Origin of the sequence: Streptomyces sp. B1866, assembly GCF_031932565.1 — a bacterium.
GTDB lineage: Bacteria > Actinomycetota > Actinomycetes > Streptomycetales > Streptomycetaceae > Streptomyces.
Genome location: NZ_JAVSCF010000058.1, coordinates 1 through 26,788, shown reverse-complemented (window position 1 = coordinate 26,788; position 26,788 = coordinate 1). Strand labels below are relative to the sequence as shown.

The window sequence follows — 26,788 nt, the reverse complement described above, 5'->3', positions numbered from 1 at the left end:
GGCCTCGGGCCCCACGGCGCGCGCGGGGCGTCGGCCCGCCGCCGAACGCCGGGCCGCCGGCGGCCCGCACGGGTCCGGGGCTCCGGGGCGCCGCCTCACACGCCGTACGGGCGAAGCCTCGCGCGGGTGCGGCCTCGCGGACCGCACCCGCGCGGAGCCCGGTCAGCCCTCGGCCTTGGCCTGGCCCTCCGCCTCGTCGCCACCGGCCTCGGCGGCCGGCGCGGCCTCGGCACCGGACTCGCCCTCGGCCGACGCCTCGGCCTCGCCGTCCTCAGCGGCCTCGTCCTCGTCCTCGTTCAGGTCCACGACCTCGCCCTTGTCGTCCAGGACCCGCGCGGCCTCGACCACGGTGGCCAGGGCCTTGCCGCGGGCGACCTCGCCGACGAGGACCGGCACCTGGCCGCCCTCGACCACGGCCTGCGCGAACTGGTCGGGGGACATGCCCGAGGACTGGGCGCGGCGCATGAGGTGCTCGGTCAGCTCCTCCTGGCCGACCGACAGCTTCTCCTTGCTGACAAGCTCGTCAAGGACGAACTGGGTCTTGATGCCCTTCTCGGCCTGCTCCTTCAGCTCGGCCTCGAACTCCTCGGCGGTCTTGCCCTGCATCTCCAGGTAGGCGTCCAGGGTCAGGCCCATCTGGCCGAGCTGGTGGTGCTCCAGGTTGTGCTTGCGGGTCTGGATCTCCTCCGCCAGCAGCTTCTCCGGGATCGGCACCTCGACCAGCTCGAGCAGCGCCTCCAGCACCTTCTCCTGGGCCTGCGTGACCTGGCCGTACTTCTTGTTCTGCACCAGCCGCTCGCGGGCGTCGGCCCGCAGCTCCTCCAGCGTGTCGAACTCGCTGGCCAGCTGCGCGAAGTCGTCGTCCAGCGCGGGCAGCTCCCGGGACTTCACCTCGGTGACCTTGACGGTGACCTCGGACTCCCGGCCCTTGGCCGAGCCGCCCTTCAGCTCCGAGGTGAAGGTCGCGGTGCCGCCGGCCTCCAGACCGGTGACGGCCTCGTCGATGCCCTCCAGCAGCTCACCGGAGCCGATCGTGTAGTTGACGCCCGTGGCGACCCCGTCCTCCAGCACCTCGCCGTCGACCCGGGCCTCCAGGTCGAGCGTGACCACGTCGCCCTCGGCGGCGGCCCGCTCGACGGCGGTCGTGGTGGCGAACCGGTCCCGCAGCCGCTCGACCGAGGTGTCGACCTCCTCGTCGGTGACCTCCAGGGAGTCGACGGTGACCTCGATGCCCGAGTAGTCCGGGATCTCCAGGGCCGGGCGGACGTCGACCTCGGCGGTGAAGGCCAGCAGCTCGTTGTCCTTCAGCTCGGTGATGTCCACGTCCGGCTGGCCCAGAGGGTTGATGTCGCCCTCCTTGACCGCGTCGGTGTAGAACTTCGGAAGCGCGTCGTTGACCGCCTCCTCCAGCACCACGCCCCGGCCGAACCGCTGGTCGATCACGCGGGCCGGGACCTTGCCCTTGCGGAAGCCCGGCACCGTGACCTGCTTGTTGATCTTCTTGTACGCCGCGTCGAGGCTGGGCTTGAGCTCCTCGAAGGGCACCTCGACAGTGAGCCGAACCCGGGTCGGGTTCAGGGTCTCCACGGCGCTCTTCACGGTCGGTCTCCTTGGGGCTGGCGAGGGTGACGTCTTGCGTTCTATGTTCGGTTTGCGGTCGGTGGCCCGCGGATCGGGACTCGCGTCTGGGGTGGTCTCGTCCTCGGGGTCGCGGTGCGGCGCCGCGGCCGGCGGGCCGCGGGCGGTCGCGCCTGGTATGCGGGCACAGGCGCAGAGCTTGCATAGTAACCGTTGGCCGGAGGGGGCCCACAAGGTGATCATGCCGATCGTGACGGTCGGGGTGGCCGGATTCGAACCGACGACCTTCCGCTCCCAAAGCGGACGCGCTACCAAGCTGCGCCACACCCCGTTAGATGCGACACGTAGGGTACATGCCCGGAGGCGCACCGGCTGCACAATTCTCCGCCCGATGGCATGCCGCCAGCCGCTCCGACGGCTCCCACGGGCGGTTCCGACGGCTCCCGGCGACCGCTCCGACGGCCCGACGGCCGCCACGGCGGCCCCGCGCCGCCGACCGACCGCGGGGACCGGCGCGGACCGGCCCGCCGGGACCGCCGCGGACCGGCGCCGAGGCGGGCGTGCGGGAGGCGCCCGGGACCCGCTACGATGCACTGCGTGCCACCCGTGCGGCGATCCTGGCCGCCGAGGCCGGACCACCGGCTGAGGGCGACCGGGACCACCGGTGCGGGTGGGCGGCACGCGCGGGCGTAGCTCAATGGTAGAGCCCCAGTCTTCCAAACTGGCTACGCGGGTTCGATTCCCGTCGCCCGCTCCACACGATCCGGGCCCAGGTCAGCGGCGTGTTCCCGCTCCCTGGGCCCGAGTCGTCCCGCAGGCCGGATCAGCCGCCCGTGCCCCCCGCGTGCCCCTCCCGGCCGGAACCGCGCTTCAGCGCCTGCACGATCATGGTGTCGATCGCGTCGGCGATCTCCCGCTCACGCTCCCGGTTGGCGTGCTGGTAGATCAGCGCGGCACGGGCCGAACTGTGGCCGAGACGCGTCATCAGCTCGCGCGTGCTGGCACTGGTGTGGGACGCCAGCGTGTTCCCGGTGTGCCGCAGGTCGTGGAAGCGCAGCCCCTTGACGCCCGCGTCGGCACACGCCCTGTGCCACAGGCGGTTGAAGTGGTTGCGGCGCGGAGTGGCCTTCTTGGCCCCGACGAAGACACGGCCGTCGGCGCCCTTCTCGGCGAACAGGTCCAGGTGGGTGCGCACCACGGGCAGGACGGAGGCCGGGACGGCGACCGTCCGCTTGCCCGCCTCGCTCTTGGGCGCCTTGTAGACCCGCTGCCCGTTCGTCAGCTCGGAGACCGCGCCCCGGACCCGGATCAACCCCTAGTCGGCGTCCACGTCCTGGCGGCGCAGCGCCACCAGTTCGCCCCAGCGCAGGCCGCAGAAGGCCGCGAGGAGGACGAGCGCGCGATAGCGGGGCTGGATGGCCTCGGCGATGGCGAACGCCTCGGGAATGGCCGCCGTGGGCCGTTCGGGGGTGGTGACCGTGCCGCCGTTCCTGATCTGGCACGGGTTGCGGCGTATCAGCTCGTCGGCGACGGCGGTGCCCATGACGGTGCGCAGCAGCGCGTACGCCTTGGCGACGGTGGACGGGCCCGTGCCCGCGTCCAGCCGTTCCCGCCGCCAGGTGCGCACGGCGGCCGGGGTGATGTCCGCGACGGCCTTTCGGCCGAAGGTCGGCATCAGGTGCAGCCGCAGCAGCGAGGCGTACAGCTCGGCCGTACGGGGCGCGAGCGGCCGTTCTTTCACCCATGCGGACGCGTAGCTCTCGAAGGGGACCTTGGCGGCGTCGGGGTCGCGCCAGTCGCCCCGGCCCAGCTCGGACTGCACCCCGGCAAGCCAGTCGTCCGCCTCCCGCTTGGTGCGGAAGGTGGTGGGCGCGGGCCGGTCGAGCCCGTCCGGGCCCCGGTAGCGGGCCTGGTAGCGGCCGGATGGCAGCTTGCGCACGCGGCCGAACTGACGGCGTTGGGACATCAGGCCACCGCCCTCAGGGCCGTACCGCCACGGCTCGGCCGCACCGTGTTGGCGGCGATGTACGCGCGCACGGCACTTTCCGGGATGCGGACGTGCCTGCCCACCTTCACGTATGTGATGCGGCGCTCCTCGATCAGGCGCCGGGGGAAGCGCTCGGTTGTGCCAAGGAGTTCGGCGACCTGGGCGACGGACAGGTACCGGTCGTTCATGCGGTGGGTTCTCCTTCCGTGCCGGGAGCGGGGGTGAGGGCCGCCGCGAGCCATTCCTCAGCGCGGGCCAGACCGGTTCCGGCGAAGGACCAGTGCGCGAGGACGAGGGTCGTCTCATCGGCGGGCGGCTGGTCGCCGTGCGCGGTCGCGGCCTGCTCGCGGCGCCAGGCGGCGCGGGCCGAGCGGAGGGCGCCGAGGGTGGTGGAGTAGCGGCGGGTCTTGGTGGAGAAGTGGCCGCGGAAGCCGAGCATGTGGGCCCAGGCGCGCAGCCGGAGTTCTGCCAGCTCCGGACGGGCGCCGAGGAACCAGGCGGTACGGATCAGGCGGCGGGCATGGTCGCTCAGCCGCATGCGGGCCAGCTCGGCGAGGAACTTCAGCGGCCGGTCGAGGGTGCCGGTGGCCGCCTCGGCACCCTTGGTGGCGTACTTGGCGATGTAGGCGGCGACCGCGCGTTCGGTCAGCTCGGCGTCCCCGGCGAAGTCGGCTGTGCGTACGGGCCGCACGTCGAGCTGACGGCCGAAGGCGAAGGCGTGGGCGCGGCCGTCGATGACCGGGCCGGGCACGTCGGCGGCGGTGGCGGCGGCCCGGATGGCGTCGGCGAGCAGGTCGGCGGTGGCCCAGGCCGGGGGCGGGGTGGCGCCGCCGTCCGGGCCGTCGAGGCGGATCACGGCGTGGAAGTGGACGGCCCCGCGCTTCTGGTACTCGGCGACCTTGGCGAAGGAGACCCGCGCGTGGTGGCGGAAAGCGCGCTGCGTGAGCCCGGCGCGCTTGGCGACCTCCCGGCGCAGGTAGATCGAGAAGCGGGCCCAGATCTTCGAGGCGTACGCGTTCCACAGGACGGCCGCCTGGTAGTCGTAACGGTCCGGGTCCAGCGGGGTACCCAGCTCCGGCGCGTGTTCGGCGTGTCGTGTGCCGCAGCGGCAGCGGCCGGAGGCGGGGCGGTTGTGGACCGGCCCGAAGCTCGGGGCGGTGAAGGTGGCGAACACGCGCGGGTGGGCGGCGACGCGTTCCGGGGTGCCCTTGCCGCCGCGAAGCCCGGCGGTGATCAGGTGGAAGGTGTCACGGCGGTAGGTCTCGGCGCAGGCCGGGCAGCGGGTGGCGCGGCGGTTGTTGCAGCGGACCAGGAGGTGACCGGCCGGGAGAGCGGCCGAGTCCAGGTGATGCAGGGCCGGGCCTATCTCGCCGGTGGCGGGGTCGACGGCGTGTTCCGTGCGGTGGCCGTCGAGGCGGATCGGGGTGGTGCATCCGCCGAGGCCGCGAAGCTGCCGGACGAGGGCGGGCATGGTGCCGAGACCGGCGAGGAACGCCAGGTCCGCGACGGGCGGCGGGGTGGTGACGGGCAAGGAGGAGAATCCTTTCTGCAAGGGGGGCGGCGGCTCAGTGGCGGGTGAAGGCGGCGGTAGCCGCGTCGGCGATCAGGGCGCGCAGGTCCGAGGTGGCCCCGGTGCCGTGGCAGGCCGGGCAGGCGACGCGGACGGTCGCGCGGGTGCCGTCGGGGTGGCGGGCCCCGGTGGTGACGGCGGCGCGGGCGAAGCCGAGGCACTGGACGCAGGGCGGCACCACGGCAGGGGCGGGCGCAGGCATGATGGGGCTTCCTTTCGATTGCGGTCGGAAGGGGCCGGGCCGCGCGGGTGGCGGCGATGCTTGGCGGCTTGTGCGCCACCCGGCGGCCGGTCCGGGTTACTTGTCGGTGCCGTTGACGACCTCGACGCCGGAGCGGGTGCCGGAGTCGATCACGGGCGCGAGGCGGGTGTCCGCGAGGTAGAAGCCGCCCAGAAGGAGGACCAGGAGCAGCCAGGCGGGTACGCGGGTGAGCTTCAGCCCGAAGTAGCCGAGGACGGCGAGCAGGGCGATGAGCGGCAGGTGGACGGTCATGGCGCGGATTCCTCCAGGAGGGGCGGGTCAGGTGGCACGGCAGCGGTGGGTACGGGCGGCGAGGACGGCGGCGGGGCGGGTGGCGTAGTCCGAGGACCAGCCGCAGTTCTCGGCGGTGCACACGGCGGCGTGGCGGGTGCGGCCGTACTGGTCGCGGCGGGTGCCGATCTGGACGGGGCCGATGCGGGAGACGGAGTGGAAGTGGTCGCGGCGGGGCATGGGCGGATCTCCTTCCGGACGGTCAGGTGAGGCGGGCGGCGATGGCGTCGGCGAGCGGCGCGGGGACGCCGAGGCGCGCGCGGAGGGTGGCGGGGTCGATGGGGGCGCCGGTCGCGGCGCGGTGGGCGTCGGCGACTTTCCGGGCGTGGTCGAGCAGGGCGGCCGGTACGGGCGGCCCGGCCAGGACCGCCGGCGGCTGGGCCGGAGGCGAGGACCCGGCCGGGGCGGGCGAGCCGTCCGGCGCGGGCGGAGAGTCAGGCGCGGCGGGTGCGGGCGCCGGGGCGTGGACCAGGAGCGTCCCGCCGAGGAAGGCCAGGGCGGGCCACCCGGCGACGAGGACGCGCAGCCAGGCGGGCACGTGGTGCGGGTCCATCAGCCCGGCCGTGGCGACGTTGGCGCCGAGCGACGCGGCCAGGGCGACGGCGAACCAGAGCCAGGCGGCCCGTACGGGACCTTCGGCAGCGCGGAGGCTGCGCAGCCGACGCCAGGCGGCGACCAGCAGCAGATCGACGCTGACCGGGTAGGCCCACGCCTTCCAGCCGCGTTGCCCGGCCGCCTCGGCGATGTCGTGCAGGTGGGCGAAGGACAGGGCACCGGCGATCACGGCTTGCACCGTGAGGGCGTCGGGCCGGGGAAGGGCGCGCACGGTCGGGTCTCCTCAGCGGGTGGTGGGCGCCGGGCGGGGTGGGGACGGCCCGCCCGGCACCGGGGGTCATCGGGCGTCGGCGGTGTCGTCGTCCGCCACGGCGGCGGCGTACGTCAGCAGGGCCGTGAGGTAGTCGGCGGTGGCAGCGGCCAGCGCACGGGCGAAGGCCAGGTGATCGGCGACCGGCAGGGAGTCGAAGGCGGTGATGGCCAGGGAGTGGTCCGAGCCGTCGAGCTGGAGGATCGGGGCGCGTGTGGTGCCGTAGACGTGGAGCCGTACGGACGTGGCGCGGGTGGCGTAGAAGCCCAGGGAGGCGGTCAAGGCGGCCGTTCCTTCCGGTGTTCAGGCATGGGTGGGGTAGGGACCTGGCGCGGAGACGGCCGCGCCGACCGTTGGGGGTTGGGAGGGATCAGGCCGCGAGCGGCGGCTGTTCGGCGGCGGGCCCGGGGACCGGGACCGGGCCGGGCAGCGCGGGCCGGAACGGGGCCAGCTCGGGCAGGCCCGGCGTGCGGTGCGCGTGGGCGTTGCAGGCGCTCACGGCCTGCCGCAGCGAGGTGAAGGGCGTACGGGTGCGGACCCAGCCCCCGGAGGAGTCGCCGACGATGGCCATGCCGGGCCGGTCGGTGGGGATCATGGTCGCGGCCAGCACGGCGTCCGGGGAGATGTCGGCGAAGGCCATCTTGGCCGACGCCTCGTCGTTGACCCGGTGGGCGACGCGGCCGGTCAACTGGGCGCGGAGCATGGTGATCCCGTCGCCCAGCTCGGAGCCGAAGCGCTGGCCGCAGATCTCGACGTAGATGCCTGCCGCCCGGCCGAGCTGCACCAGCCGGACCAGGGACGTGACGATGCGCTCGCGGCGCTTCTTCTCCGCCGCGTTGGCGAACAGCGCCAGCTCGGCCACCTCGTCGATCAGCAGCACGACCGGCACCGGCCGCAGGTGCTCCGGCAGGCCCCAGATGTCGGCGGTGATCTCCGCGTCCGGGATGTCGGCGCTGAGGCGCTGCTCGCGCCGGATGACCAGGTACGTGTCGGCCATCATGGCGACGAGCGTTTCCAGCAGCTCGGCAGCGGCGTCGGCGTTGTCGGCCAGGGCCGAGAAGCGGCGGGCCAGCGGCGCCAGCTCGACGCCCTGCTTGCAGTCGATCCCGACCAGGGCGACGTGTTGCCGGGCCAGCTCGGCGACCAGGCGGCGCTGGTACACCGACTTCCCCGACTGGGTGGCGCCCAGGTTCAGGGAGTGCGGCACCTGCCGGTAGTCGCGGAAGTGGACCGATCCGTCCTCGCACAGCGAGACCGGTATGCGCAGGCCCTCCGCCCTGGCGCCCGCGGGCATCTGGACGCGCCTGAGCACGTCGTAGCCCGTCATGCGCAGTTCCACGACCCCGGCCTTGACCTCCCGTGAGGTCACGCCGTGCATGCGGAAGGAGTGCCGGAGGCGGTCGGTGGCCGCCGCCACGTCGAACGCGTCCTGTCCCGGGCGCAGCCGCAGCCGTAGGACCAGGCCGGTCCGGGTCGGGCGCAGAGCGGCCAGGCGCGGGGGCCGGTCGGGGGGTATGTCGGTACGGGTGACGCGGGCCAGCAGGAGCCGGGCCCGGGACGGCGGGACGGCCAGGCCGCAGGCGTCCATGACGGAGGCGTACGCCAGCCGTACGCGCACCATGGCGTACGGGGCGCCGATAGCCAGCCAGTACCAGGCCGGGCGTTGCCACCGGAGCACGGCGGCCCCGGTGACGACGGCCGGTACCAGTACCAGGAGGAGTGCTCCCGACACGGGCGTCAGCCCCTCGTGTCGGCGGTGAACGAGGCCAGGGGCGTGACGGCGACCGCCCGGAAGGCGATGCCCCACCGCTTCTGGCCGTTGAACTCGTTCTCCCAGGTCCGGGCCTTGAGGCCGGTCACCGCGACGGGCATGCCCAGGTGCAGGCCCTCCGGGATGCCGGTCGCGGGCACGGACACGGTGAACAGCTCGGCCTCGCCCTCGTCGGCGACGGTCAGGCCGAGGGTCATCATCTCGGCCCCGGTCTCGCGGTCCACCGCGATTTCGCCGGTCTGCCGGTTGGCGACCTTCTTCGTGGGCGCGACCGCGACGAACGTGACTGCGGTCGAAGTGTCGATCTTGAACGACGGCATGACGAGTACAGCTCTCCCTTGCGCTGCGACCCCGCGACCGGGGTTCGCAATTGGTGACAAAGCACTACGCAACGGGAGGTTGACCCCGTACGGGTCGGGCGCGATACGCTGCCAGAGCGTTGATGCCAAAAACGCACCCGGCCTGAGTGGGCTGCCTCCCGCTCAGGCCACACATGTTTCTGTGGCCCTTCTCGCTCACGCGCCGGTTCAGGTCTGCCTTCCTGTCCCGGCGCGTTCGCATGTCGGCTCCCAACTCCGCTGGAGGCGGAGGGGCCTGCCGACGCTCACCACAGTAACCCGTACTCAAAGTTCCGTCTAGTACTTTAAGTGCCAACCCGTACTTGAAGTACGCCCAGCTCGGTCGCGAGCGCGCGAAGGTCGTCCAGCGGCGGCTGGCTCATGGTCAGCAGATCGGACACGAGCTGCTTGACCTGAGGCATGGCACCGACGATCTCCGGAGACTTGCGCCGAGCCTCCCNAGGCATGGCACCGACGATCTCCGGAGACTTGCGCCGAGCCTCCCGAAGGCTCGCCACGGCGGGGGCGATCTGGCGACGCTGGGCGTGCGCGCGGGCCACGTCCAGGTGGAACCGGGACTGCCGCTCGGCGGACAGTCCCGAGGCGTCGACCCGCCCGGCGGTCCGGAGGGCAACTCCCGCGTCGCCGAGGTCGACGGCGACGGCGATCTCGTGCAGGTCCACGTTCGTCGGGCCGAACTCGGTGTTGTAGTCGTTGCGCCCCTCGCCGACCTGCTCCGCCAGCTCCCGGGCGAGCCCGATGTGCTCGTACGCCTCCTCGGCCCGGTTGGCACGCGCGGCGGCGACCGCCCGTTGCAGGGTCAGGGCACCGCGAAGCGCTTGCGCTTGCACGTCGCCGGTCTCCGCCATGAGCCGCAGTGCGTCGGCGGCGCTGCCGGAGACGCGGGCCGCCTGGTCGTAGTGCCGGGCGCCGAGGAAGACGATCGACAGCCGGAACTCGCCGGCCGCCATCAGCAGCGGGTCGTCAGCCCGCTCGGCGGCGACCACGGCCCGGTCCACGGCGATCCACGCCGCCTCGGGCTCCCCCATGTTCGCCAGCGCCGCACTGCACGTGTGGTACATGGCCGCCATCAGCCGGAACAGCTCGGGCCGCTCCTCCTCGGGCGCCGCCCGGGTGGCCGCCTCCAGTCGCGGGACGAGGTCTTCCAGCAGCTCGGCCAGGTCCGCGTAGTTGCCCTCATGGGCCAGCGACCACGCCCGGTCAACCTGGGCGCGCAGCTCGGGCACGTCCGGCGGCTGGTGGTGCCCGAGGACGGCCGCCAGCGAATGCGCCGTACTCAGCACCAGGCGCAACCTGCTGATCCCGGGCGGCTCCACGGCCGCCGACGCCACCACGGGCGCCTCGGCCGCCAGCTCGGCCACGGGCACGTCCAGGACCTCGGCGACCTTCTCCAGCACGGTCATGCGGTCGATGCGGCGCACGCCCCGCTCGACTTGGGACACCCAGGCTTCGGACCGGTCCAGGAGCGCGGCCAGCTCGCGCTGCGAGAGGCCCCGGCGCTTGCGGTTGAAGGCGATCTTCCGGCCGAGCGCCTTTTCGTAGTCGGGGCTCAACCGGCCACGCCCTTGCCGGACGTCAGGTTCAGCCAGTCCACCTCAACGGAGGAGAGGTACTGCTCGCGGGCCGACAGGAAGTCCTTCACGTAGTCCTGGTCCTCGTGCGCCTCGAAGGCGTCCTTGTCGCGGTACAGCTCGTAGAAGATCCGTTCGAGCGGACGGCCGGTGACCCGGTGGACGGCGTAGATCAGCGTCCCGGGCTCGTGAGCCTTGATCTGCTCGCCGGTCCGCTCGACCAGCTCATCGAACGCGGCAGCCGCGTCCGCGTCCTTGCAGGTGAACCGGACCATCAGTCCGAACATGCGATGACCTCCTCTTCGTGGGGGCGCCAAACGTTCAGCGCTTCGGCGATCTGGCCGACCAGGGGTTTGTCCAGCGGTCGGCGGTGGCCGCGAGTGGTTGGCGCTTCTTGGATACCAGCACCGAAGTTCATCCGCACGAAAAGTGCGATCCCCGCACTCGGAGTACTCGCACAGGGGGTACGGTGCTAGTACTTATAGTACGGCTCTCCGTGCTCCGAGTCAGCCGAATGACCAAGCGAGTCGGAAGGCCGCAGGTCTCCCCCCTGGAGGAATCGTGCCGACCTACCGCCACACCTTCCCCGGCCTACCGGAACAGATCCTTCGGGCCCGCCGCTTCGCGGCCCAGTGCCTCACCGGCTCGCCCGCGTCCGCCGCCATCCGCATGATGATCAGCGAGATCGCCACCAACGCGATCCAGCACAGCCGGTCGGGCCACCCGGGCGGGCACTTCACGGTGACGGTCATGGTCCAGGGCAACCGCGTACGGGTCGAGATCGAAGACGGCGGCCCCCGGGCGGGAGGCGTCCCGCACGCCAGGGCAGCCACCCCGGACGCCGAGTCCGGCCGGGGCCTGGCCGTCGTCCAGGCGCTCGCCGACGCGTACGGCACCATCCGGCCGAACATCGTGTGGTTCGAGCTGGAGGCCCCGCCCATGAGCTTCCGGGCGCCGTGGGCGTCTGAGTAGAAACCTTCTCTACGGGTTCAAGGCGCCGCGCGTCCGCGCGGCGCGGCACCCGCCCGGCCCGCGCGCCGCCGCTCCTGTCTCCGCCCCGCTCCGGCGCGCGGCCCGGTCCGGTGCCGCGAGCGACGACGTACGGCGTTGGAACGATCGCGGGGCTCCACCCCACACCCCGGCCCTCCCTCGGAGGGGGCGGGGACGGCACCGCACGCGCGGGCGCGTTGGGGTGCGGTGGGGCGGTGGGTCACGGGGCGGGCCCCTCCTCGGCCGGGCACCGGAGGCGTACCAGGAACCTCCAGGGGGCGCCAAGGCCGAGCGCAAGCGTCACGGTGTGAGCCTTGGCGCCCCCTGGAGAACCCTGGTCCGGCAAAGCTGCCCGACCGAGGAGGGGCCCGCCCCGCTCCGGCCGGTGGTCTGCCGGAGGCTCCGGCGCCGCCCGCTGACTGGCAGTATGTTCGGGTGATGGCGATCCAGTGCGGCAAAGAGACGGCAAAGCCCCTCTGAAACCGCAGCTCGGGAAGGGTGGTCCCCGCGCGAGCGGGGGTGGTCCCCGGGAACGCCCTCCGTCTCACCGGCCAACTCGGTGGTCCCCGCGGCGCGGCGGGACATCGTCATCGACCTCGAGTGGTCCCCGCGCGAGCGGGGGTGGTCCCGCCGCGCCGCGGGACATCGTCATCGACCTCGAGTGGTCCCCGCGCGAGCGGGGTTGGCCCGATTGAGCGTCGCCCTTACAAGGCGCATGCCCTACGCTTCACGCCCCACGCTGGGCGGGCGGGTCCGCCCCCGTGCCCCCCACGTGCCCGTCCCCAGGGCACGCCGCGGGGACTCACGGGGAACCACAGTGATACGTTCGCTTCTGCGCAGGTCAGCAACGCCCCAGCTCTCCCGCCAGCCCCATCCGTCGTCTTCCAAACTGGCTACGCGGGTTCGATTCCCGTCGCCCGCTCCACGGCCGAGCGGCCTACGGCCCGGCCCGGGACTCCCCGGGGCCGGGCCGTTCGCGTTCGCACACGCGTGCGTACGCCCCGGGCGGCCGCCCGGTCAGAACTGGATGTCCGCTATCGAGTTCGCGATCTGGTCCAGGAAGTGCTGGATGTCGGGGGCCGCGTCGGTGGACGCGAGCAGGAAGCCGAAGAGCGCCGCGACAAGCGCCGGACCCCACTTGACCTGGTTGTTGCGGATCATCAGCGCGAGGATGATCCCCACCAGCAACACCAGGGACAGGGAGATGGCCACAACTGATCACACCCTCGGTCGCAACACTCGTACCGGCCCGGAAGTACGCGACCTCGCACACCCCCGCGGTGACTATCGTGCCATCAACTTCGCATCTGTAGGAGACGACTGGCCTTTCGCGCGGTGTGCCGTGCGCCGCGGACCGCTGGTACGCGTGGGGCGGGGTGACGCGGGGCGGGGTGCTGAGGCGGCGTCATGGGAGGTTTTGCCCTGCCGGGTATCGGCGCTATCGTGCCTCGGGTGCTCCATTCCGTCACGAGACGACCACGTACCGTAAGGCTCGCCGTCCCGTCGACCGCGGTCCGGTGACCAGCGCGCCGCGCCCTTCCGGCCGTCGGCGGCCGGTGATCCCCGCCGCCCGGACGGCGGAGCCGCCGCGGACCGCGGCGCGGCCGCCGCGGGGCGGCGCGGCCGACGGGCGGGGGGCCGGATCCGGGACGCGGGATCCGTTTTTCGACAACGCCAAGTACCTGGCCCTGGTACTGGTCGCCATGGGCCACGCGTGGGAGCCGCTGACGGACAGCAGCCGGACGGCCGGGGCGCTGTACCTGACCGTCTACACCTTCCACATGCCGGCGTTCGTCATCGTCTCCGGCTACTTCTCGCGCGGTTTCGACGCGCGGCCGGACCGGGTCCGGCGGCTGGTCACCGGGGTCGCCGTGCCGTACGTCGTGTTCGAGACCGGCTACAGCCTCTTCAAGCGCTGGGCGGACGGCGATCCGTCCTTCGGCGTCAGCCTGCTCGACCCGTGGTACCTGACCTGGTTCCTGGTCGCGCTGTTCGTCTGGCGGCTGACCACTCCCCTGTGGCGCGCGGTGCGCCACCCGGTCCCGCTCGCGCTGCTCATCGCCTCGTTCGCGGCCGTGTCGCCGGACCTGGGCGACGACCTGGACCTGCAACGGGTGCTCCAGTTCCTGCCGTTCTTCGTGCTGGGCCTGCGGCTGCGGCCGGACCACCTGGACCGGCTGCGGCGGCGCGCGGTGCGCGTGGCGGCCGTCCCGGTCTTCGCGGGCGCGCTGGCGGTCGCGTACTGGGCCCGGCCCCGGATGGCCCGGGCGTGGCTCTACCGGCGCGACAGCGTGCAGGAGCTGGGCGCCCCGGCGTGGACCGGGCCGGTGATGACCTGCGCGCTGTTCGGCTGCTCGCTGCTGCTGGCCGCGTGCTTCCTGGCCTGGGTGCCGCGGCGGCGCACCTGGTTCACGGGCCTCGGCGCGGGGACGCTGTACGGCTATCTGCTGCACGGCTTCCTCGCCAAGGGCTCGCGCTTCTGGGGCTGGTACGACGCGTGCGCGTGGCCCCGCGAGCCGCTGGGCGAGGTGGCCGTCACGCTGGTGGCCGCCGGATGGGTCACCCTGCTGTGCACGCCTGTGGTGCGGCGGGCCTTCCGGTGGGCCGTGGAGCCGCGGATGGCGTGGGCGTTCACGACGGGGTACGCGGCGGGGCCCGCGGCCGTGCCCGGGGCCCGGCGGGAGTCCGGTCGCGGCGGATCGGCTAGTCGCGGCAGATCAGCAGCAGCGCCCGGTCGTCGTTGACGTCCTTGGCCACCGCTTCGATGAGGTCCCAGGCCACGCCGCGGAAGCCGGCGGAGACGTGCCGGTCGGCCTCGCCGGTCAGCCGGTCGATGCCCTCGGTGATGTCCCGGTCCGCGGTCTCCACCAGGCCGTCGGTGAACAGCATCAGCACGTCCCCGGGTTGCAGCGCGCCCTTGATGGGGTCGAACTGCGCGCCGTCGTAGACGCCCAGCAGCGGGCCCTCCGCCGCCTTCTCCTCCCACCGCCCGGTGCCCGCGCTGAGCTGGAGCGCGGGCAGGTGCCCGGCCGAGTACAGCTCGAAGTCGCCGCTGTCGAGGTCCAGCACGAGGTGGATGGAGGTCGCGAACCCCTCCTCCCAGCTCTGCCGCAGCAGGTAGCCGTTGGCCGCGGGCAGGAAGCCGTGCGGCGGCAGCGATCCGAGCAGGCCGCCGAACGCGCCGGACAGCAGCAGGGCGCGGGAGGCCGCGTCCATGCCCTTGCCGGACACGTCGGTGAGCACGACCTCCAGCGTGCGGCCGCCGTTCGTACGGGCCGCGACGACGAAGTCGCCGGAGAAGGACTGTCCGCCTGCTGGACGCAGCGACATGTCCTGGTGCCAGCCGCGCGGCAGCCCGGGCAGCTTGCTCTGCACCCGGATGCGCTCGCGCAGGTCGAACAGCATGGTGCCGCCGCGTCTCCACGGCACGCCGACGCGGCTGCGGAACTGGGCGATCAGCAGCCCGAAGAAGCCGATGGCCGCCACCACCAGGATGGTCCCGGGCGTGACGTGCGCGGCGCCGTCCGCCTCGGCGCCGGTGTACGGGCCGAGGATGGCGGACTCCACGATGAGGGCGGTGGCCGCCGCGGCGTACAGGCCCAGCAGGCTCGCCGGGCGCAGCACCAGGCCGCCGGCGACGATCGGCAGCACGAGGGCGGCGGGCGCGCACCAGTCGGGCTGGGCGACGGTGCCGCAGGCGATGGCGGGTACGGTCAGCAGCAGGACGGAGAAGGCGAAGCGGTCGGAGCCGTCACCGCGGAAGTAGTCGACGCCGGCCCGGCGCATGCGCGTGCGGACCCGGTGCAGTGCCTTGCGCATCCGGGCCGTCATCGTGTCCGCGCCGCCGCTCATTGCCACGGGACCCTACCCACCCGTTCGGACGCGCGTCGATTCGCGGCGCGTCGAACCACTCGCCGGAGTGGGCAATCGTAAGCGATATTCGTTCGCGCGTACGGGAACGCGCTGGTAGGGATGGGGCCATGACGACAGAGCTGCGGGTGTTCGACCCCAACAGGTGGGACGAATGGTACGACACGCTGCTGCTGGCCTTCGGTGGGGTCCCGGAGACGCCCGAGGAGCTGTCGCTGTGGCGTGACCTGACCGAGACCGGGCGTTCGATCGGCGCGTGGGACGGGGACACGCTGGTCGGGACCGGCGGGGTCTTCACCTTCCGGCTGGCCGTGCCGGGCGGCGGCCTGGTGCCCGCGGGCGGGATCACCATGATCGGCGTGCGGCCCACGTACCGGCGCCGCGGGGTGCTGCGCTCGATGATGGCGCGGCTGCTGGCGGACATCCGCGCGGCGGGTGAGCCGCTGGCCGTGCTGACCGCCTCGGAACCCGACATCTACGGGCGGTTCGGCTTCGGCGTGGCGACCTTCCGGGGGACCGCGGAGATCGACACCAGCCGGGTGCGGCTGTCCGTACCCGACGGCACCGACGCCGTGCGGCTGCGCGACGTGGCGCCCGCCGACGCCGTCGAGGCGTGCGAGGCCGTCTACGCCCGCCGGGTGCCCGCCCGCCCCGGCATGCTGGCCCGGCAGCCCGGCTGGGAGCGGCTGCCGCTGCTGGACCCGGCGAACGACCGCGAGGGCGCCTCCCCGCTGCGCTGCGTGCTGGCCGAGGCGGACGGCGAGGTCGTGGGCTACGCGCGCTACGCGGTCAAGCCCGAGTGGGACGACGCGCGGGCGGACGGCACGGTGCTGCTGCGCGACCTGGAGGCGCTGGACCCGGCGGCGTACGCGGCCCTGTGGCGGTACCTCTTCGACATCGACCTGACGTCGACGCTGAAGGTGCGCGACACCGCGGTCGACGCGCCCTGGCAGCTCCTGGTCTCCGACATACGGCGCTGCCGGGTGGGCGTGTCCGACGCGCTCTACCTGCGCCCGGTCGAGGTGGGCGCGGCGCTGGAGGCCCGCACCTACCGGGTCCCGGTGGACGTGGTGCTGGAGGTGGCGGACGCCTTCTGCCCGTGGAACGCGGGCCGGTGGCGGCTGACCGGCGACGCCTCCGGCGCGTCCTGTACGCGTACGGACGCCGAGCCCGGCCTGGCCCTGGGGGTGCGGGAGCTGGGCGCCGCCTACCTGGGCGGGGTGTCGCTGGCCGCGCTGGCGGCGGCGGGCCGGGTGCGGGAGCTGCGGCCGGGCGCGCTGGCGGCGGCGTCGGCCGCCTTCGGCACCGATGCCGCCCCCTGGCTCCCCCACAGCTTCTGAACTCCTTCGCTCCTGCTCCTTTGAGCGGGCGCCCCGGAGCAGGGCCCCTGAGCCCGGTCCCGGGCCTGTACGGGCCGCTGTCCGGTTCCGTGCGGGCCCGGCTCGTTACGGGGCTCGGCTCGTACGGGCCGGGTCGAGGCCGCTCGTACGGGCCGCGCCGCCGCGTCAGCCCCGCCGCGTCAGCCCGCGGGTGCGGCGGGCAGCGGCGGCAGCTCGCCCGTGGTCTCGTACGCGCTGATCATGCCAATGCGCCGGGTGTGCCGCTCCTCGCCCGAGTACGGCGTGCCGAGGAAGACCTCGACGAACTTGGTCGCCTCCTCGCGCGTGTGCATCCGCCCGCCGACGCTGATGACGTTCGCGTCGTTGTGCTCGCGGCCGAGCGCGGCGGTCTCCTCGCTCCAGGCCAGCACCGCCCGTACGCCCCTGACCTTGTTGGCCGCGATCTGCTCGCCGTTGCCCGAGCCGCCGATCACGATCCCGAGGCTGCCGGGGTCGGCGGCGGTGCCCTCGGCCGCGCGCAGGCAGAACGGGGGGTAGTCGTCTTCCGCGTCGTAGTGGTGCGGCCCGCAGTCGACGGGCTCGTGGCCGGCGGCCGTGAGCCACTCGACGAGGTGGTTCTTCAGGTCGTAGCCCGCGTGGTCGGAGCCGATGTAGACGCGCATGCCCCGAGTGTGACATGGCGGCGGCGCGGCCGTGACCTGGGGTGGTCGGCCCTCGGGCGGTACGGCGGCGGCAGGGCGGTACGGGCGGCGGGGGTACGGCGGCGGGGTGCGGCGGCTGGGGCGGGGGCGACGCCTCGCGACGACGGCCCTGCGTAGCCGTCCGTCCCGGGGGTCGGCGCCTACCCTGGTGGGGAAGCCCGCGGGACTCCCGCCGGCCTCTCGGCACAGCGCCCGCCGGGCCCCGGCCGGACCCGCCGGCTCCCCGCCGGGGCTCCCGCCGGACTTCTCGTGGGACCTCTCGTCGGACAGGGAGTGAGTATGACGTCTGCTGGTCTGCGGCGACGCGTCAGCGAGCCGGCTGGGCGCCCGTGGGCGCACCGCCCCGGAAGCGGCCGGCCGGTGTGCGGGCGCCGCGCGGACGGCTGCCCGGTCGGCGGGCGCCGCGTGCGCCGCGCGCCGGGCCGGCCGTACTGCGCCGGCCTGACCTGCTCGGCCTGCGGAAGCTCGAACGTCACCGGTGACGACTCGTCCTGGGTGTGCCACGCGTGCGGAGCGATGGGGCAGTCCTGAGTGCCCGGTGAGACCCCGCCGCCCGGCCGCGCCCCGGCCGCCGGGCCCGGCCCGTCGCCCGAGAGCCCGAAGCCGGGCCCGTCGCCCGAGGGCCCGAAGCCGGGCCCGTCGCCCGAGGGCCTGAAGCCGGGCCTGAAGAACCGCCACCTGTCGATGATCGCGATTGGCGGGGTGATCGGCGCCGGGCTGTTCGTCGGCTCCGGCAAGGGCATCGCCGGGGCCGGGCCCGGCATTCTGATCAGCTACGCGCTGGTGGGTCTGCTGGTCGTCCTGGTGATGCGGATGCTCGGCGAGATGGCCGCGGCGCACCCGTCCTCCGGGTCCTTCTCGGAGTACGCCGACCGGGCGCTGGGCCGGTGGGCGGGGTTCTCCATCGGCTGGCTGTACTGGTTCTTCTGGGTCGTCGTGCTGGCCGTGGAGGCGACCGCGGGCGCGGTGATCCTGAACGGCTGGTTACCCGCCGTGCCGCGGTGGGGCTGGGCGCTGATCGTCATGCTGGCGCTCACCGCGGCGAACCTGGCCTCGGTGTCCTCGTACGGCGAGTTCGAGTTCTGGTTCGCGGGCATCAAGGTCGTGGCCATCGCGGCGTTCATCGTGGTGGGCGGCCTCGCGGTGGGCGGCGTGCTGCCCGGCTCCGGCAACGAGGGCGCGGGCCTGGCCCACCTCACCGACCACGGCGGCTTCCTGCCCCGCGGGCCGGGCGCGATCCTCACCGGCGTGCTGATGGTCGTCTTCTCCTTCATGGGCAGCGAGATCGTCACCCTGGCGGCCGGGGAGTCCGAGGACCCGCGGCGGGCCGTCGCCAGGGCCGTCAACAGCGTCATATGGCGGATAGCCGTCTTCTACCTGGGGTCCGTCTTCGTGGTGGTCACCCTGCTGCCGTGGGACGCGCCCGCGATCGCCGACCGGGGCGCCTACGTGGCCGCGCTGGACTCGATCGGCATCCCCCACGCGGGACAGGTCATGAACGTCATCGTGCTGACCGCCGTCCTGTCCTGTCTGAACTCCGCCCTGTACACCGCGTCCCGGATGGCCTTCTCCCTCGGCCGCCGCGGCGACGCGCCCCGCGCCTTCACCCGTCTGTCCGCCCGCGGCGTACCGCGGCACGCGATCCTCGGCTCGGTCGCCTTCGGCTTCGCCGCCGTCTACTTCAACTACCAGTGGCCGGAAACGGTCTTCCTGTTTCTTCTGAACTCCTCGGGCGCGGTGGCGCTGTTCGTGTGGCTGGTCATCGCCTGCACGCAGCTGCGTATGCGGGGCATCGTGCTGCGGGAGGCGCCCGAGCGGCTGGTGGTGCGGATGTGGCTGTTCCCGTACCTCACCTGGGCGACGATCGGGATGATCGTGTTCGTGCTGGGCTACATGCTCACCGACGACGACGGCCGGGACCAGGTCCTGCTGTCGGCTCTGGTGGCGGCGGGCGTGGTGGGGTGTGCGCTGCTCCGGAAGCGGGTCGCCGGGGGCGGGGGCAGCGCCCGCCGCGGGCCTTCGCCCCAGCCCGCCCCTTCCCCGTCGGGGGCCTCTCCCCCGTCCCGCGACCGCTGAGGCCCGCTGACGCCCACGTCGGGGCGGCCCCGCACCCCGACCCTTGTTGGTGGTAGCGTGCACCTGCAAGTTATTTGCAATAAGGCGCCCCGGAGGGCTCGGCATGGCCATCTACACACTTCCTGAACTCCCGTACGACTACGCGGCACTGGCCCCGGTCATCAGCCCCGAGATCATCGAGCTGCACCACGACAAGCACCACGCGGCCTACGTGAAGGGCGCGAACGACACGCTGGAGCAGCTCGCGGAGGCCCGGGACAAGGACCAGTGGGGGGCGATCAACGGGCTGGAGAAGAACCTGGCCTTCCACCTGTCCGGGCACATCCTGCACAGCATCTACTGGACCAACATGAGCGGCGACGGCGGCGGCGAGCCGTCGGAGCAGGACGGGACCGGGGAGCTGGCGGCGGCCCTCGCCGAGCACTTCGGCTCGTTCGCCAAGTTCCGGGCCCAGCTGTCCAAGGCCGCGGCCACCACGCAGGGCTCGGGGTGGGGCGTGCTCGCGTACGAGCCGGTCAGCGGCCGTCTCGTGGTCGAGCAGGTGTACGACCACCAGGGCAACGCCGGGCAGGGCTCGGTGCCGGTCCTGGTGTTCGACGCCTGGGAGCACGCCTTCTACCTCCAGTACCGCAACCAGAAGGTGGACTTCGTCGAGGCCATGTGGAAGGTCGTGAACTGGCAGGACGTGGCCGCCCGCTACGCCGCCGCCAAGGAGCGGGCCCACGGCCTGCTGCTCGCCCCCTGACGGGGCGCCCGGACCCCTGCCTCGTGATCGTCTTCTCACCGTCGCGGCGGGCAGGCGGAAAAGGGGAGGTCCCCGCGCGGTCGCGTCGCGCGGGGACCTCTCCATATCAGCGATCAGATCACAGATAACAAATATTGAATACTGTCAGCTGTCAGACGTTGACTGTCAGTCGAAGATCGGGCCGACCGTCCTCGTGCGCTTCAGCTCGTAGAAGCCGGGGATCGAGGCCACCGCCAGCGTGCCGTCCCACAGCTTGGCCGCGTCCTCGCCCTTCGGCGCCGGAGTCACCACGGGTCCGAAGAAGGCGATCCGCCCGCCGCCGGGGCCGGGCACCGCGACGACCGGCGTGCCGACGTCCTGGCCCACCAGGTCGATGCCCTCCTTGTGGGAGGCGCGCAGCTCGGCGTCGTACTCGTCGGACTCGGCGTAGTCCAGCAGGTCGGCGGGCAGGCCGACGTCCTGGAGGGCCGCGGCGATCGTCTCCTTCGAGCGGCCCTCGCCCCGGTTGTGGATGCGGGTGCCCAGCGCGGTGTACAGCGGGCCGACCACCTCCTGACCGTGCTTGAGCTGCGCGGCGATCACCACGCGCACCCCCCACCACGCCGTGGTGCGCAGCCCCTCCCGGTACTCCTCGGGCACCTGGTCGAGCTTGTCCTCGTTCAGCACGGCCAGGCTCATCACGTGCCAGTGCACCTCGACCGGGCGGACCTTCTCCACCTCCAGGATCCACCGCGAGGTCATCCAGGCCCACGGACACAGCGGGTCGAACCAGAAGTCGGCGGGGGTCTTCGCGGTCTCGGTCACGTCTCAGTCACTCCTCAGGCGAACACGTGCGCTGCGCGGGTATGCGTTCTTCTGCAACCGGCCCGGCCGCCGGACCATTCCCGGCCGAGCCTGCCGGGTCCCCGCTGTCAGTGCCCCGTGTCATGATTTCGAGCGTCCGACACACCTGCTCGTCACCCGGATGTTCGTCACCCGGGTGGCGCAGCCGACGACGCAACGCCCGTTCCCCGCCCGCCGGGCGCCCGACCGCCCGACGCCCCCCCCAAGACGAGGAGCCGCTGCCGTGCCCGGTGAGAACCTGACCCGTGACGAGGCCCGCGAGCGGGCGAGGCTGCTGTCCGCCGCGGCGTACGAGGTGGCGCTCGACCTGCGGTCGGCCGTGGGCGCGGCGCCGGCCGCCACGGGCCCGGGCGCCGGGCCGGGGCCGCGGACCTTCCGGTCCACCACGACGCTCCGCTTCCGCTGCGCCGAGCCGGGCGCGGCGTCGTTCGTGGACCTGATCGCGCCCGCGGTGCGGTCGGTGGTGCTCAACGGGCGGGAGCTGGACCCGGCGGCGGTCTTCGACGGGGCGCGGATCGCCCTGGAGGGCCTGGCCGCGGAGAACGAGCTGGTGGTCGACGCGGACTGCGCCTACAGCCGGACGGGCGAGGGCCTGCACCGCTTCGTGGACCCGGAGGACGGGCTGGTCTACCTGTACACGCAGTACGAGCCGGCCGACGCCCGCCGGGTGTTCGCCACCTTCGAGCAGCCGGACCTGAAGGCGCCCTTCACCTTCACGGTGACCGCCCCGGCGGACTGGGCGGTGCTGAGCAACAGCGCGGAGCGGGGCGCGCCGGAGCCGGTGGGCGGCGGGGCGGCCACCTGGCGGTTCGCGCCGACGAAGCCGATCTCGACGTACATCACGGCGGTCGTCGCCGGCCCCTACCACCAGGTGCGCGACCACTACCGGCGGGAGCTGCCGGACGGGTCGGTGCTGGAGATCCCGCTGGGGGCGCTGTGCCGCGCGTCGCTGGCCAAGCACTTCGACGCGGACGACATCTTCACGGTCACCAAGCAGGGCCTGGACTTCTTCCACGACCACTTCGACTACCCGTACCCGTTCGGCAAGTACGACCAGGCGTTCGTGCCGGAGTACAACCTGGGCGCGATGGAGAACCCGGGCTGCGTGACCTTCCGCGAGGAGTTCGTCTTCCGCGGCAAGGTCACCGAGGCGTCGTACGAGGGCCGGGCGAACGTGATCCTCCACGAGATGGCCCACATGTGGTTCGGCGACCTGGTGACCATGGAGTGGTGGGACGACCTGTGGCTGAAGGAGTCGTTCGCGGACTTCATGGGCGCCCTGTCGCTGGTGGAGTCGACGCGGTTCGCCGACGGCTGGATCACGTTCGCCAACCGCCGCAAGGCGTGGGCGTACCGCGCCGACCAGCTGCCGTCCACGCACCCGGTCACGGCCGACATCCGCGACCTGGAGGACGCCAAGCTCAACTTCGACGGGATCACGTACGCCAAGGGCGCGTCGGTGCTCAAGCAGCTCGTGGCGTACGCGGGCCGGGAGGCGTTCCTGGAGGGCGCCCGGCGGTACTTCAAGCGGCACGCCTACGGCAACACCCGGCTGGCCGACCTGCTGGCGGTGCTGACGGAGACCTCCGGCCGGGACATGGCCGCCTGGTCGCGCGCCTGGCTCCAGACGGCGGGCGTCAACACGCTCACGCCGGAGGCGGTGTACGACGGCGCGGGGCGGATCGCCGAGCTGGCGGTAGTCCAGGAGGGTGAGCCGCCGCGCCCGCACCGGGTGGCGGTGGGGCTGTACCGCGCGCAGGGCCCCGAGGGCACCCTGGTGCGGTACGCGCGCGTGGAGGTGGACGTCGACGGGCCGCGCACGGCCGTGCCCCGGCTGGCCGGGGCCGAGCGGCCCGACCTGATCCTGGTCAACGACGACGACCTCACCTACTGCAAGGTGCGCTTCGACGACGGCTCGCTGGCGGCCCTGCGCGCGGGCCTGGGCCGCATCTCCGACCCGCTCGCCCGGGCGCTGTGCTGGTCCGCGCTGTGGAACCTCACCCGGGACGGCCTGCTGCCCGCGCGTGACTACCTGGACCTGGTGCTGCGGTTCGCCGGGGACGAGACGGACGTCGGCGTGCTCCAGATGCTGCACACCTGGGCGCAGTCGGCGCTGCTGCACTACGCGGCGCCGGAGTGGCGGCAGGAGGGCGGGCGGCTGGCCGCCGAGGGCGCGCTGCGCGAGCTGCGGCGGGCCGCGCCGGGCAGCGGCCACCAGCTGGCGTGGGCGCGCTTCTTCGCGCGGGTGGCCACGGCCGGTTCCGACCTGGAGCTGCTGCGCGGGCTGCTGGACGGCACGGCGGCGGTCGAGGGCCTGGACGTCGACCAGGAGCTGCGCTGGGACTTCCTGGAGCCGCTGGCCGCCCACGGCGCCGCCGACGCCGCCGCGATCGGGGCCGAGCTGGCACGGGACGACACCGCCTCGGGTAAGCGGCACCAGGTGCGGTGCCTGGCCGCGCGGCCGTCGGCGGAGGTGAAGGCGGCGGCGTGGGCGTCGGTGGTGGAGTCCGACGAGCTGTCCAACGCGCTGGTGGAGGCCACCATCGCCGGTTTCGCCCAGCCGGTCAGGCGGGACCTGCTCGCGCCGTACGGGCCGCGGTACTTCGAGGTGATCGAGCGGGTGTGGCGGGAGCGGTCGATCGAGATCGCGATGTCCGTGGTCCGGGGCCTGTTCCCGGCTCTCCAGGGCGACCGGGACACGCTGCGGGCGGCCGACGCGTGGCTGGCCGACCACCCGGGCGCGGCGCCCGCGCTGCGCCGGCTGGTGGTGGAGGCCCGGGACGACCTGGCGCGGGCCCTGCGGGGACAGGAGTGCGACGCGCGGGCGTCCCGCTGACACGCGGTCGGCCGACAGGTGGTCGGCTGACACGTGGTCGACACTCGAACTACCGTGCTTTAGTGCTGACTTGTCCGTGTTTGTCGACAGGCGTGTAACAGGGGGTGGGGCGACGGGCGGCGCCGGGAATGGCCGGACCATGAACGCAAACCCCCCGCACCCGCCCCGGCCCCTGCACCACCTGTCCGACGCCCAGCGGCGGGTCCTGACCACCAGCCAGCTGCGCGAGCACGGCGTGAGCCCGGCCGCCGTCGCCGAGCGGTGCCGCGCGGGCGGCCCCTGGCGGCGCCTGCTGCCCGGCGTGCACCTGCTGCATCCGGGACCCCCGACGGGCGAGGAGCGGCTGCACGCCGCCCTGCTGTACACCGCGAGCCGCACCGAGGGGCCCGGATTCGGCGACGCCATGATCACCGGCCTCGCGGCACTGGCCCTGCGCCGCTTCTCCGCCGTCCCGGCCCTGCCCGCCGTCGACCGGGTGGACGTGCTCGTACCGCGCACGCAGCGACTGCGCTCGACCGGTTTCGTCCGCTTCGTGTCCACCCAGTGCCCGCCCCGGCCCGAAGTGGTCGCGGACCTGCCCACCGCGCCTGCCGCCCGGGCGCTGGCCGACGCCACCGCCCGGCTCGCCGACCCCACCACCGTGGCCCGCCTGCTCACCGAGGCGGTGCGCGGCGGGCACTGCGACGCGGCGGCCGTGGTCGGCGAGCTGGGCCGGGCCCGGCTGCTGTCCCGGCCGCACGTGGCCGGCGCCATCGACACGCTCGTCACGGAGGGCCGGGCCGTGGCCGAGGGCCGGCTGTACGCCCTGGTGCGCGCGCACGGCCTGCCCGAGCCGCTGTGGCACGTCGACCTGAGGCTGCCGGGCGGCCCGTACCTGGGCGGCGTGGACGCGTACTGGCCGGAGCTGGGCGTCGCCCTGGAGATCGACACCCAGGTGCCGCACCCCGGCCCCGCCGCCGGGCCCGCCGCCCGGCCCCGCGGCCACGCGGCCCGGCAGCCGCGCACCGCCCGGCCGGCCCAGCGCCCCTCCGCCCGCCCGGCGCGCCCCGGCCCGGCGCACACCCACCCCGTCACGGACGGCCCGGCGCACGGCGGTACGGGTCCCGGCGGGACCGGGCCCGTCCGGCCGGAGGGCTCCGCGCGGCCGGAGCGGCCCGGCAGCCGGTCGGAGTGCCTGGCGAAGCTGGGCATCACGGTGGTGCGCGTCACGCCGAAGGAGCTGCGCGAGGCTCCGCAGCGGCAGGCCGCGGAGATCATCCGGGCCCTGGTGGCCGCCGCCGACCGCGGCCGGGCCGGGCACGTGCACATCCTGCCGAGGTGAGGCCGCCCCGGCCCCGAGGCGCGTCCGGCTCATGGGCCCGGCTCCTGGGCCCGGTTCGCGGGGCGACGCGGACGCGGGGCCCGTACGGCCCGGCCCGCGCCCCCGTGCGGGCCGGGCCCGGCTCCGGCCGGCCCCGGACGTACGGTCCGGAGGGCCGGCCGCCGCCGTACGGGCCCCGCGTCCGCGCACCACGAGCCGGGCCCCGGGTCAGCGCCTGCCGATCAGCAGCTCCGTGTTGCGGTCCTCCGGGTGGCCGGCGAGGGCGCTCCGGGCGCCCGGCGCGTTGAACGCCAGCTCCCGGTAGAGCGCGGCGAGGCCGGTCTGGGACAGGTCGGCGAAGTCCGTGCGGTGCGGAGCCGCCGACTCCACGAGCGTGGTGAACAGCGACAGGGTGCCGTCGTGGTTGTCCACCAGTTCGATGACCCGCGCGAGCTGCGGATAGTCGACGTGCGAGGCCGTGGTGACCTCCCAGAAGCCGTCGCGCGGCCGGATCGCGTTGCGGTGGCTGTGCCCGTTGATCCAGGCCAGGACGTTGCGGTGGCGGGCCAGCAGGGCCGCCACCTCCGCCCCGCCGTGCCGCCGCTCGTGCGGGCGGGCCGGGTCGCGGGTGAGGTTGCCCATCGTGGTGCTGGTGTGGTGGCTGAAGACCAGCACGCGCTCGTCCGCGTGCCGGGTCAGGGTCCGCTCCAGCCAGCGCAGCTGGGCGGTGCCGACCGAGCCGGTGAAGTGGCCGCCGGGGTCGGTGCTGTCCAGGCTGACGCCGAGCACGCCGTCGGCGACGGGGAAGGTGTAGTACAGCCGGGTGCCGTCCAGGTTGTCCTCGGTGTAGCCGTGGCCGGTCGGGCCCGGGCCGGTGTGCTCGGGCGCCAGGTGCGCGGCCAGGTACTCGCGCGGGGTGAAGGGCGCCCGCCGCTCGTCGGGGGTGACGCCGCGCATCTGCCGGGTCCGGCTGCCGAGCAGGGCCTTGATCGCCTCGCCCGCCGGGTCGTCGCCGCGGCGCGCGACGCGCCACAGGGTCTCGGCGTCGGCGTCGGAGACGCGCAGGAGCTTGCGGCCGCCGGTGGCGAAGTCCGCGAAGAACGGGTCGCCCGCGGTGTACGCGCCGCCGGGCAGGCTGTCGTGGTTGCCGACGGTGGAGTACCAGGGGACGCGCAGGCCGGGGCTGTGCACGGGCCGGGTCGCGGCGGCGAGGAAGCCGTCCAGGCGCGGGAAGCCGGCCCGCTTGTCGGCGTCGCGCAGCGCGCTCTCCGGCTGCCAGTACAGGCTCAGGCCGCTGTCCTGCACGCCCTCGTAGTGGCGCGGGTCGCCGGTGTCGGGGGTGATGCGGCCGCCGTTCATGGCGGTGAGGAACCAGTCCAGCTCGACGCGCGCGTTGTTGTCGGTGTTGTCGCCGGTGGTCATGACGAAGGACAGCGGGTGACCGGTGACCGGCCCGCCGCGCAGCGCGTTGACCCGCTCGATCAGCGAGACGACGCCGACGACGGACAGCGCCTCCTGCGGCCGCCAGGCGCTCGCCGCCTGGGCCCGCAGGTACTCGAACCGCAGCGGGTGCTGCACGTCGACCAGGTGCAGGTCGGTGAACTGCGCGAAGGAGGCCAGGACGGTCCGCCGCGCGTCCCGTCCGGCGTGGGCGGGCGCCAGCTCGGTCCGTACGGTACGGGCCCACCCCGGGCCGTCGGCCAGGCGCCGGTAGCCGGTCGACCCGCGCGGGGCGGCGACGGAGCGCAGCGTGGTGCCGTCCGCCGAAGGACGCGCGGGTCCGGCGGCCGGTGCGCCGGTCGCCAGGGCGTGCGGGGAGCCGTGCGGGCCCGCGGCGGAGCGCGCGGCGGCCGG

General features: G+C 73.9%; 26 protein-coding genes and 2 tRNA genes. 8 read left to right on the top strand and 20 right to left on the bottom strand.

Annotated elements, in window-relative coordinates; all coding sequences use genetic code 11:
• Positions 1-162 precede the first annotated feature (162 nt).
• Together tig and RKE29_RS11220 are read right to left on the bottom strand one after the other, a co-directional pair.
• Positions 163-1,599, bottom strand: coding sequence for a trigger factor (gene tig, locus RKE29_RS11225; protein ID WP_312005014.1), 1,437 nt, complete (start codon positions 1,597-1,599; stop codon positions 163-165).
• Between the two features lie 236 nt (positions 1,600-1,835).
• Positions 1,836-1,909: transfer RNA gene (locus RKE29_RS11220), tRNA-Pro, on the bottom strand.
• 352 nt (positions 1,910-2,261) lie between these two features.
• Between RKE29_RS11220 and RKE29_RS11215 the strand changes: the two genes are divergently transcribed.
• Positions 2,262-2,335: transfer RNA gene (locus RKE29_RS11215), tRNA-Gly, on the top strand.
• Positions 2,336-2,401: 66 nt separating this feature from the next.
• Here RKE29_RS11215 and RKE29_RS11210 read toward each other — a convergent pair.
• The 13 genes from RKE29_RS11210 to RKE29_RS11150 all read right to left on the bottom strand — a co-directional run bounded on the left by RKE29_RS11210 (position 2,402) and on the right by RKE29_RS11150 (position 10,520).
• A complete protein-coding gene (locus RKE29_RS11210) occupies positions 2,402-2,890 on the bottom strand; it encodes a tyrosine-type recombinase/integrase (RefSeq protein WP_312005013.1) in 489 nt (162 codons plus the stop codon).
• A 3-nt stretch (positions 2,891-2,893) separates the two neighbouring features.
• Positions 2,894-3,544 (bottom strand): hypothetical protein, encoded by a 651-nt coding sequence (locus RKE29_RS11205; protein ID WP_312005012.1) that lies wholly within the window; start codon positions 3,542-3,544, stop codon positions 2,894-2,896.
• Entirely contained in the window at positions 3,544-3,753 is a 210-nt protein-coding gene (locus tag RKE29_RS11200) for an excisionase family DNA-binding protein (RefSeq protein WP_312005011.1), read from the bottom strand. The genes RKE29_RS11205 and RKE29_RS11200 overlap by 1 nt, the downstream gene beginning before the upstream one ends.
• The gene (locus RKE29_RS11195) at positions 3,750-5,036 is read right to left on the bottom strand and encodes a replication initiator (protein WP_312005016.1); all 1,287 of its coding nucleotides are present in this window, start codon (positions 5,034-5,036) and stop codon (positions 3,750-3,752) included. Before RKE29_RS11195 ends, RKE29_RS11200 begins: the two co-directional genes overlap by 4 nt.
• Positions 5,037-5,130: 94 nt before the next feature.
• Positions 5,131-5,337 carry a hypothetical protein gene (locus tag RKE29_RS11190; protein ID WP_312005010.1) on the bottom strand — a complete coding sequence of 69 codons (207 nt, stop codon included), beginning with the start codon at positions 5,335-5,337 and terminating at the stop codon, positions 5,131-5,133.
• Positions 5,338-5,433: 96 nt separating this feature from the next.
• On the bottom strand, positions 5,434-5,628 hold the full coding sequence (locus RKE29_RS11185) for a hypothetical protein (RefSeq protein WP_312005009.1): 195 nt from the start codon (positions 5,626-5,628) through the stop codon (positions 5,434-5,436).
• A 27-nt stretch (positions 5,629-5,655) separates the two neighbouring features.
• Positions 5,656-5,847, bottom strand: coding sequence for a mobile element transfer protein (locus RKE29_RS11180; protein WP_312005008.1), 192 nt, complete (start codon positions 5,845-5,847; stop codon positions 5,656-5,658).
• Positions 5,848-5,869: 22 nt separating this feature from the next.
• Positions 5,870-6,493 (bottom strand): DUF2637 domain-containing protein, encoded by a 624-nt coding sequence (locus RKE29_RS11175; RefSeq protein ID WP_312005007.1) that lies wholly within the window; start codon positions 6,491-6,493, stop codon positions 5,870-5,872.
• Between the two features lie 66 nt (positions 6,494-6,559).
• Positions 6,560-6,814 (bottom strand): hypothetical protein, encoded by a 255-nt coding sequence (locus RKE29_RS11170; RefSeq protein WP_312005006.1) that lies wholly within the window; start codon positions 6,812-6,814, stop codon positions 6,560-6,562.
• A gap of 88 nt (positions 6,815-6,902) precedes the next feature.
• Positions 6,903-8,264 carry an FtsK/SpoIIIE domain-containing protein gene (locus RKE29_RS11165; RefSeq protein WP_312005005.1) on the bottom strand — a complete coding sequence of 454 codons (1,362 nt, stop codon included), beginning with the start codon at positions 8,262-8,264 and terminating at the stop codon, positions 6,903-6,905.
• Between the two features lie 5 nt (positions 8,265-8,269).
• Complete coding sequence (locus RKE29_RS11160; RefSeq protein ID WP_312005003.1) at positions 8,270-8,623, bottom strand: hypothetical protein; 354 nt, start codon at positions 8,621-8,623, stop codon at positions 8,270-8,272.
• Between the two features lie 323 nt (positions 8,624-8,946).
• Complete coding sequence (locus tag RKE29_RS11155; RefSeq protein WP_312005002.1) at positions 8,947-10,215, bottom strand: helix-turn-helix transcriptional regulator; 1,269 nt, start codon at positions 10,213-10,215, stop codon at positions 8,947-8,949.
• Positions 10,212-10,520: an antibiotic biosynthesis monooxygenase gene (locus RKE29_RS11150; protein WP_312005001.1), complete on the bottom strand. Its 309-nt coding sequence runs from the start codon at positions 10,518-10,520 to the stop codon at positions 10,212-10,214. The genes RKE29_RS11155 and RKE29_RS11150 overlap by 4 nt, the downstream gene beginning before the upstream one ends.
• Positions 10,521-10,794: 274 nt before the next feature.
• Here RKE29_RS11150 and RKE29_RS11145 point away from each other — a divergent pair, with 274 nt between their 5' ends.
• On the top strand, positions 10,795-11,205 hold the full coding sequence (locus RKE29_RS11145; protein ID WP_312005000.1) for an ATP-binding protein: 411 nt from the start codon (positions 10,795-10,797) through the stop codon (positions 11,203-11,205).
• 1,035 nt (positions 11,206-12,240) lie between these two features.
• On the opposite strand, the gene RKE29_RS11140 is transcribed toward RKE29_RS11145, so the two are convergent.
• Positions 12,241-12,435, bottom strand: a complete 195-nt coding sequence (locus RKE29_RS11140) for a hypothetical protein (protein WP_312004999.1) — start codon at positions 12,433-12,435, stop codon at positions 12,241-12,243.
• A gap of 305 nt (positions 12,436-12,740) precedes the next feature.
• On the opposite strand from RKE29_RS11140, the gene RKE29_RS11135 reads away from it, so the two are divergent.
• Positions 12,741-13,967: an acyltransferase family protein gene (locus RKE29_RS11135; RefSeq protein ID WP_312004998.1), complete on the top strand. Its 1,227-nt coding sequence runs from the start codon at positions 12,741-12,743 to the stop codon at positions 13,965-13,967.
• On the opposite strand, the gene RKE29_RS11130 is transcribed toward RKE29_RS11135, so the two are convergent.
• The gene (locus RKE29_RS11130; protein ID WP_312004997.1) at positions 13,927-15,075 is read right to left on the bottom strand and encodes a PP2C family protein-serine/threonine phosphatase; all 1,149 of its coding nucleotides are present in this window, start codon (positions 15,073-15,075) and stop codon (positions 13,927-13,929) included. The genes RKE29_RS11135 and RKE29_RS11130 overlap by 41 nt on opposite strands.
• Before the next feature lie 128 nt (positions 15,076-15,203).
• Between RKE29_RS11130 and RKE29_RS11125 the strand changes: the two genes are divergently transcribed.
• Positions 15,204-16,433: a GNAT family N-acetyltransferase gene (locus tag RKE29_RS11125; protein WP_312004996.1), complete on the top strand. Its 1,230-nt coding sequence runs from the start codon at positions 15,204-15,206 to the stop codon at positions 16,431-16,433.
• Positions 16,434-16,612: 179 nt separating this feature from the next.
• Here RKE29_RS11125 and RKE29_RS11120 read toward each other — a convergent pair whose 3' ends face one another.
• Positions 16,613-17,095, bottom strand: coding sequence for a ribose-5-phosphate isomerase (locus tag RKE29_RS11120; protein WP_312004994.1), 483 nt, complete (start codon positions 17,093-17,095; stop codon positions 16,613-16,615).
• Positions 17,096-17,818: 723 nt separating this feature from the next.
• Between RKE29_RS11120 and RKE29_RS11115 the strand changes: the two genes are divergently transcribed.
• Together RKE29_RS11115 and RKE29_RS11110 are read left to right on the top strand one after the other, a co-directional pair.
• The gene (locus RKE29_RS11115; RefSeq protein WP_312005015.1) at positions 17,819-19,210 is read left to right on the top strand and encodes an amino acid permease; all 1,392 of its coding nucleotides are present in this window, start codon (positions 17,819-17,821) and stop codon (positions 19,208-19,210) included.
• Between the two features lie 103 nt (positions 19,211-19,313).
• A complete protein-coding gene (locus tag RKE29_RS11110) occupies positions 19,314-19,955 on the top strand; it encodes a superoxide dismutase (RefSeq protein WP_312004993.1) in 642 nt (213 codons plus the stop codon).
• A 165-nt stretch (positions 19,956-20,120) separates the two neighbouring features.
• Here RKE29_RS11110 and RKE29_RS11105 read toward each other — a convergent pair whose 3' ends face one another.
• Positions 20,121-20,759, bottom strand: a complete 639-nt coding sequence (locus tag RKE29_RS11105) for a DsbA family protein (protein WP_312004992.1) — start codon at positions 20,757-20,759, stop codon at positions 20,121-20,123.
• A gap of 262 nt (positions 20,760-21,021) precedes the next feature.
• On the opposite strand from RKE29_RS11105, the gene pepN reads away from it, so the two are divergent.
• Both pepN and RKE29_RS11095 read left to right on the top strand, forming a co-directional pair.
• Entirely contained in the window at positions 21,022-23,634 is a 2,613-nt protein-coding gene (gene pepN, locus RKE29_RS11100) for an aminopeptidase N (RefSeq protein ID WP_312004991.1), read from the top strand.
• A 139-nt stretch (positions 23,635-23,773) separates the two neighbouring features.
• Complete coding sequence (locus RKE29_RS11095; RefSeq protein WP_312004990.1) at positions 23,774-24,955, top strand: hypothetical protein; 1,182 nt, start codon at positions 23,774-23,776, stop codon at positions 24,953-24,955.
• Between the two features lie 207 nt (positions 24,956-25,162).
• Here the strand turns inward: RKE29_RS11095 and RKE29_RS11090 are convergent.
• Positions 25,163-26,788: TIGR03767 family metallophosphoesterase (locus RKE29_RS11090; protein WP_312004989.1), on the bottom strand; the 1,626-nt coding region annotated here is incomplete at its 5' end.

Bases quoted from the DNA above. Each gene is read 5' to 3' on its own strand.
- RKE29_RS11160 (WP_312005003.1), bottom strand. From the start codon at position 8,623: ATGCCGTCGTTCAAGATCGACACTTCGACCGCAGTCACGTTCGTCGCG.
- RKE29_RS11110 (WP_312004993.1), top strand. From the start codon at position 19,314: ATGGCCATCTACACACTTCCTGAACTCCCGTACGACTACGCGGCACTG.
- RKE29_RS11120 (WP_312004994.1), bottom strand. From the start codon at position 17,095: ATGCGCGTCTACATCGGCTCCGACCACGCGGGCTACGACCTGAAGAAC.
- RKE29_RS11195 (WP_312005016.1), bottom strand. From the start codon at position 5,036: ATGCCCGCCCTCGTCCGGCAGCTTCGCGGCCTCGGCGGATGCACCACC.
- RKE29_RS11095 (WP_312004990.1), top strand. From the start codon at position 23,774: ATGAACGCAAACCCCCCGCACCCGCCCCGGCCCCTGCACCACCTGTCC.
- RKE29_RS11185 (WP_312005009.1), bottom strand. From the start codon at position 5,628: ATGACCGTCCACCTGCCGCTCATCGCCCTGCTCGCCGTCCTCGGCTAC.
- RKE29_RS11130 (WP_312004997.1), bottom strand. From the start codon at position 15,075: ATGAGCGGCGGCGCGGACACGATGACGGCCCGGATGCGCAAGGCACTG.
- RKE29_RS11125 (WP_312004996.1), top strand. From the start codon at position 15,204: ATGACGACAGAGCTGCGGGTGTTCGACCCCAACAGGTGGGACGAATGG.
- RKE29_RS11190 (WP_312005010.1), bottom strand. From the start codon at position 5,337: ATGCCTGCGCCCGCCCCTGCCGTGGTGCCGCCCTGCGTCCAGTGCCTC.
- RKE29_RS11200 (WP_312005011.1), bottom strand. From the start codon at position 3,753: ATGAACGACCGGTACCTGTCCGTCGCCCAGGTCGCCGAACTCCTTGGC.
- RKE29_RS11180 (WP_312005008.1), bottom strand. From the start codon at position 5,847: ATGCCCCGCCGCGACCACTTCCACTCCGTCTCCCGCATCGGCCCCGTC.
- RKE29_RS11150 (WP_312005001.1), bottom strand. From the start codon at position 10,520: ATGTTCGGACTGATGGTCCGGTTCACCTGCAAGGACGCGGACGCGGCT.
- RKE29_RS11205 (WP_312005012.1), bottom strand. From the start codon at position 3,544: ATGTCCCAACGCCGTCAGTTCGGCCGCGTGCGCAAGCTGCCATCCGGC.
- RKE29_RS11115 (WP_312005015.1), top strand. From the start codon at position 17,819: ATGATCGCGATTGGCGGGGTGATCGGCGCCGGGCTGTTCGTCGGCTCC.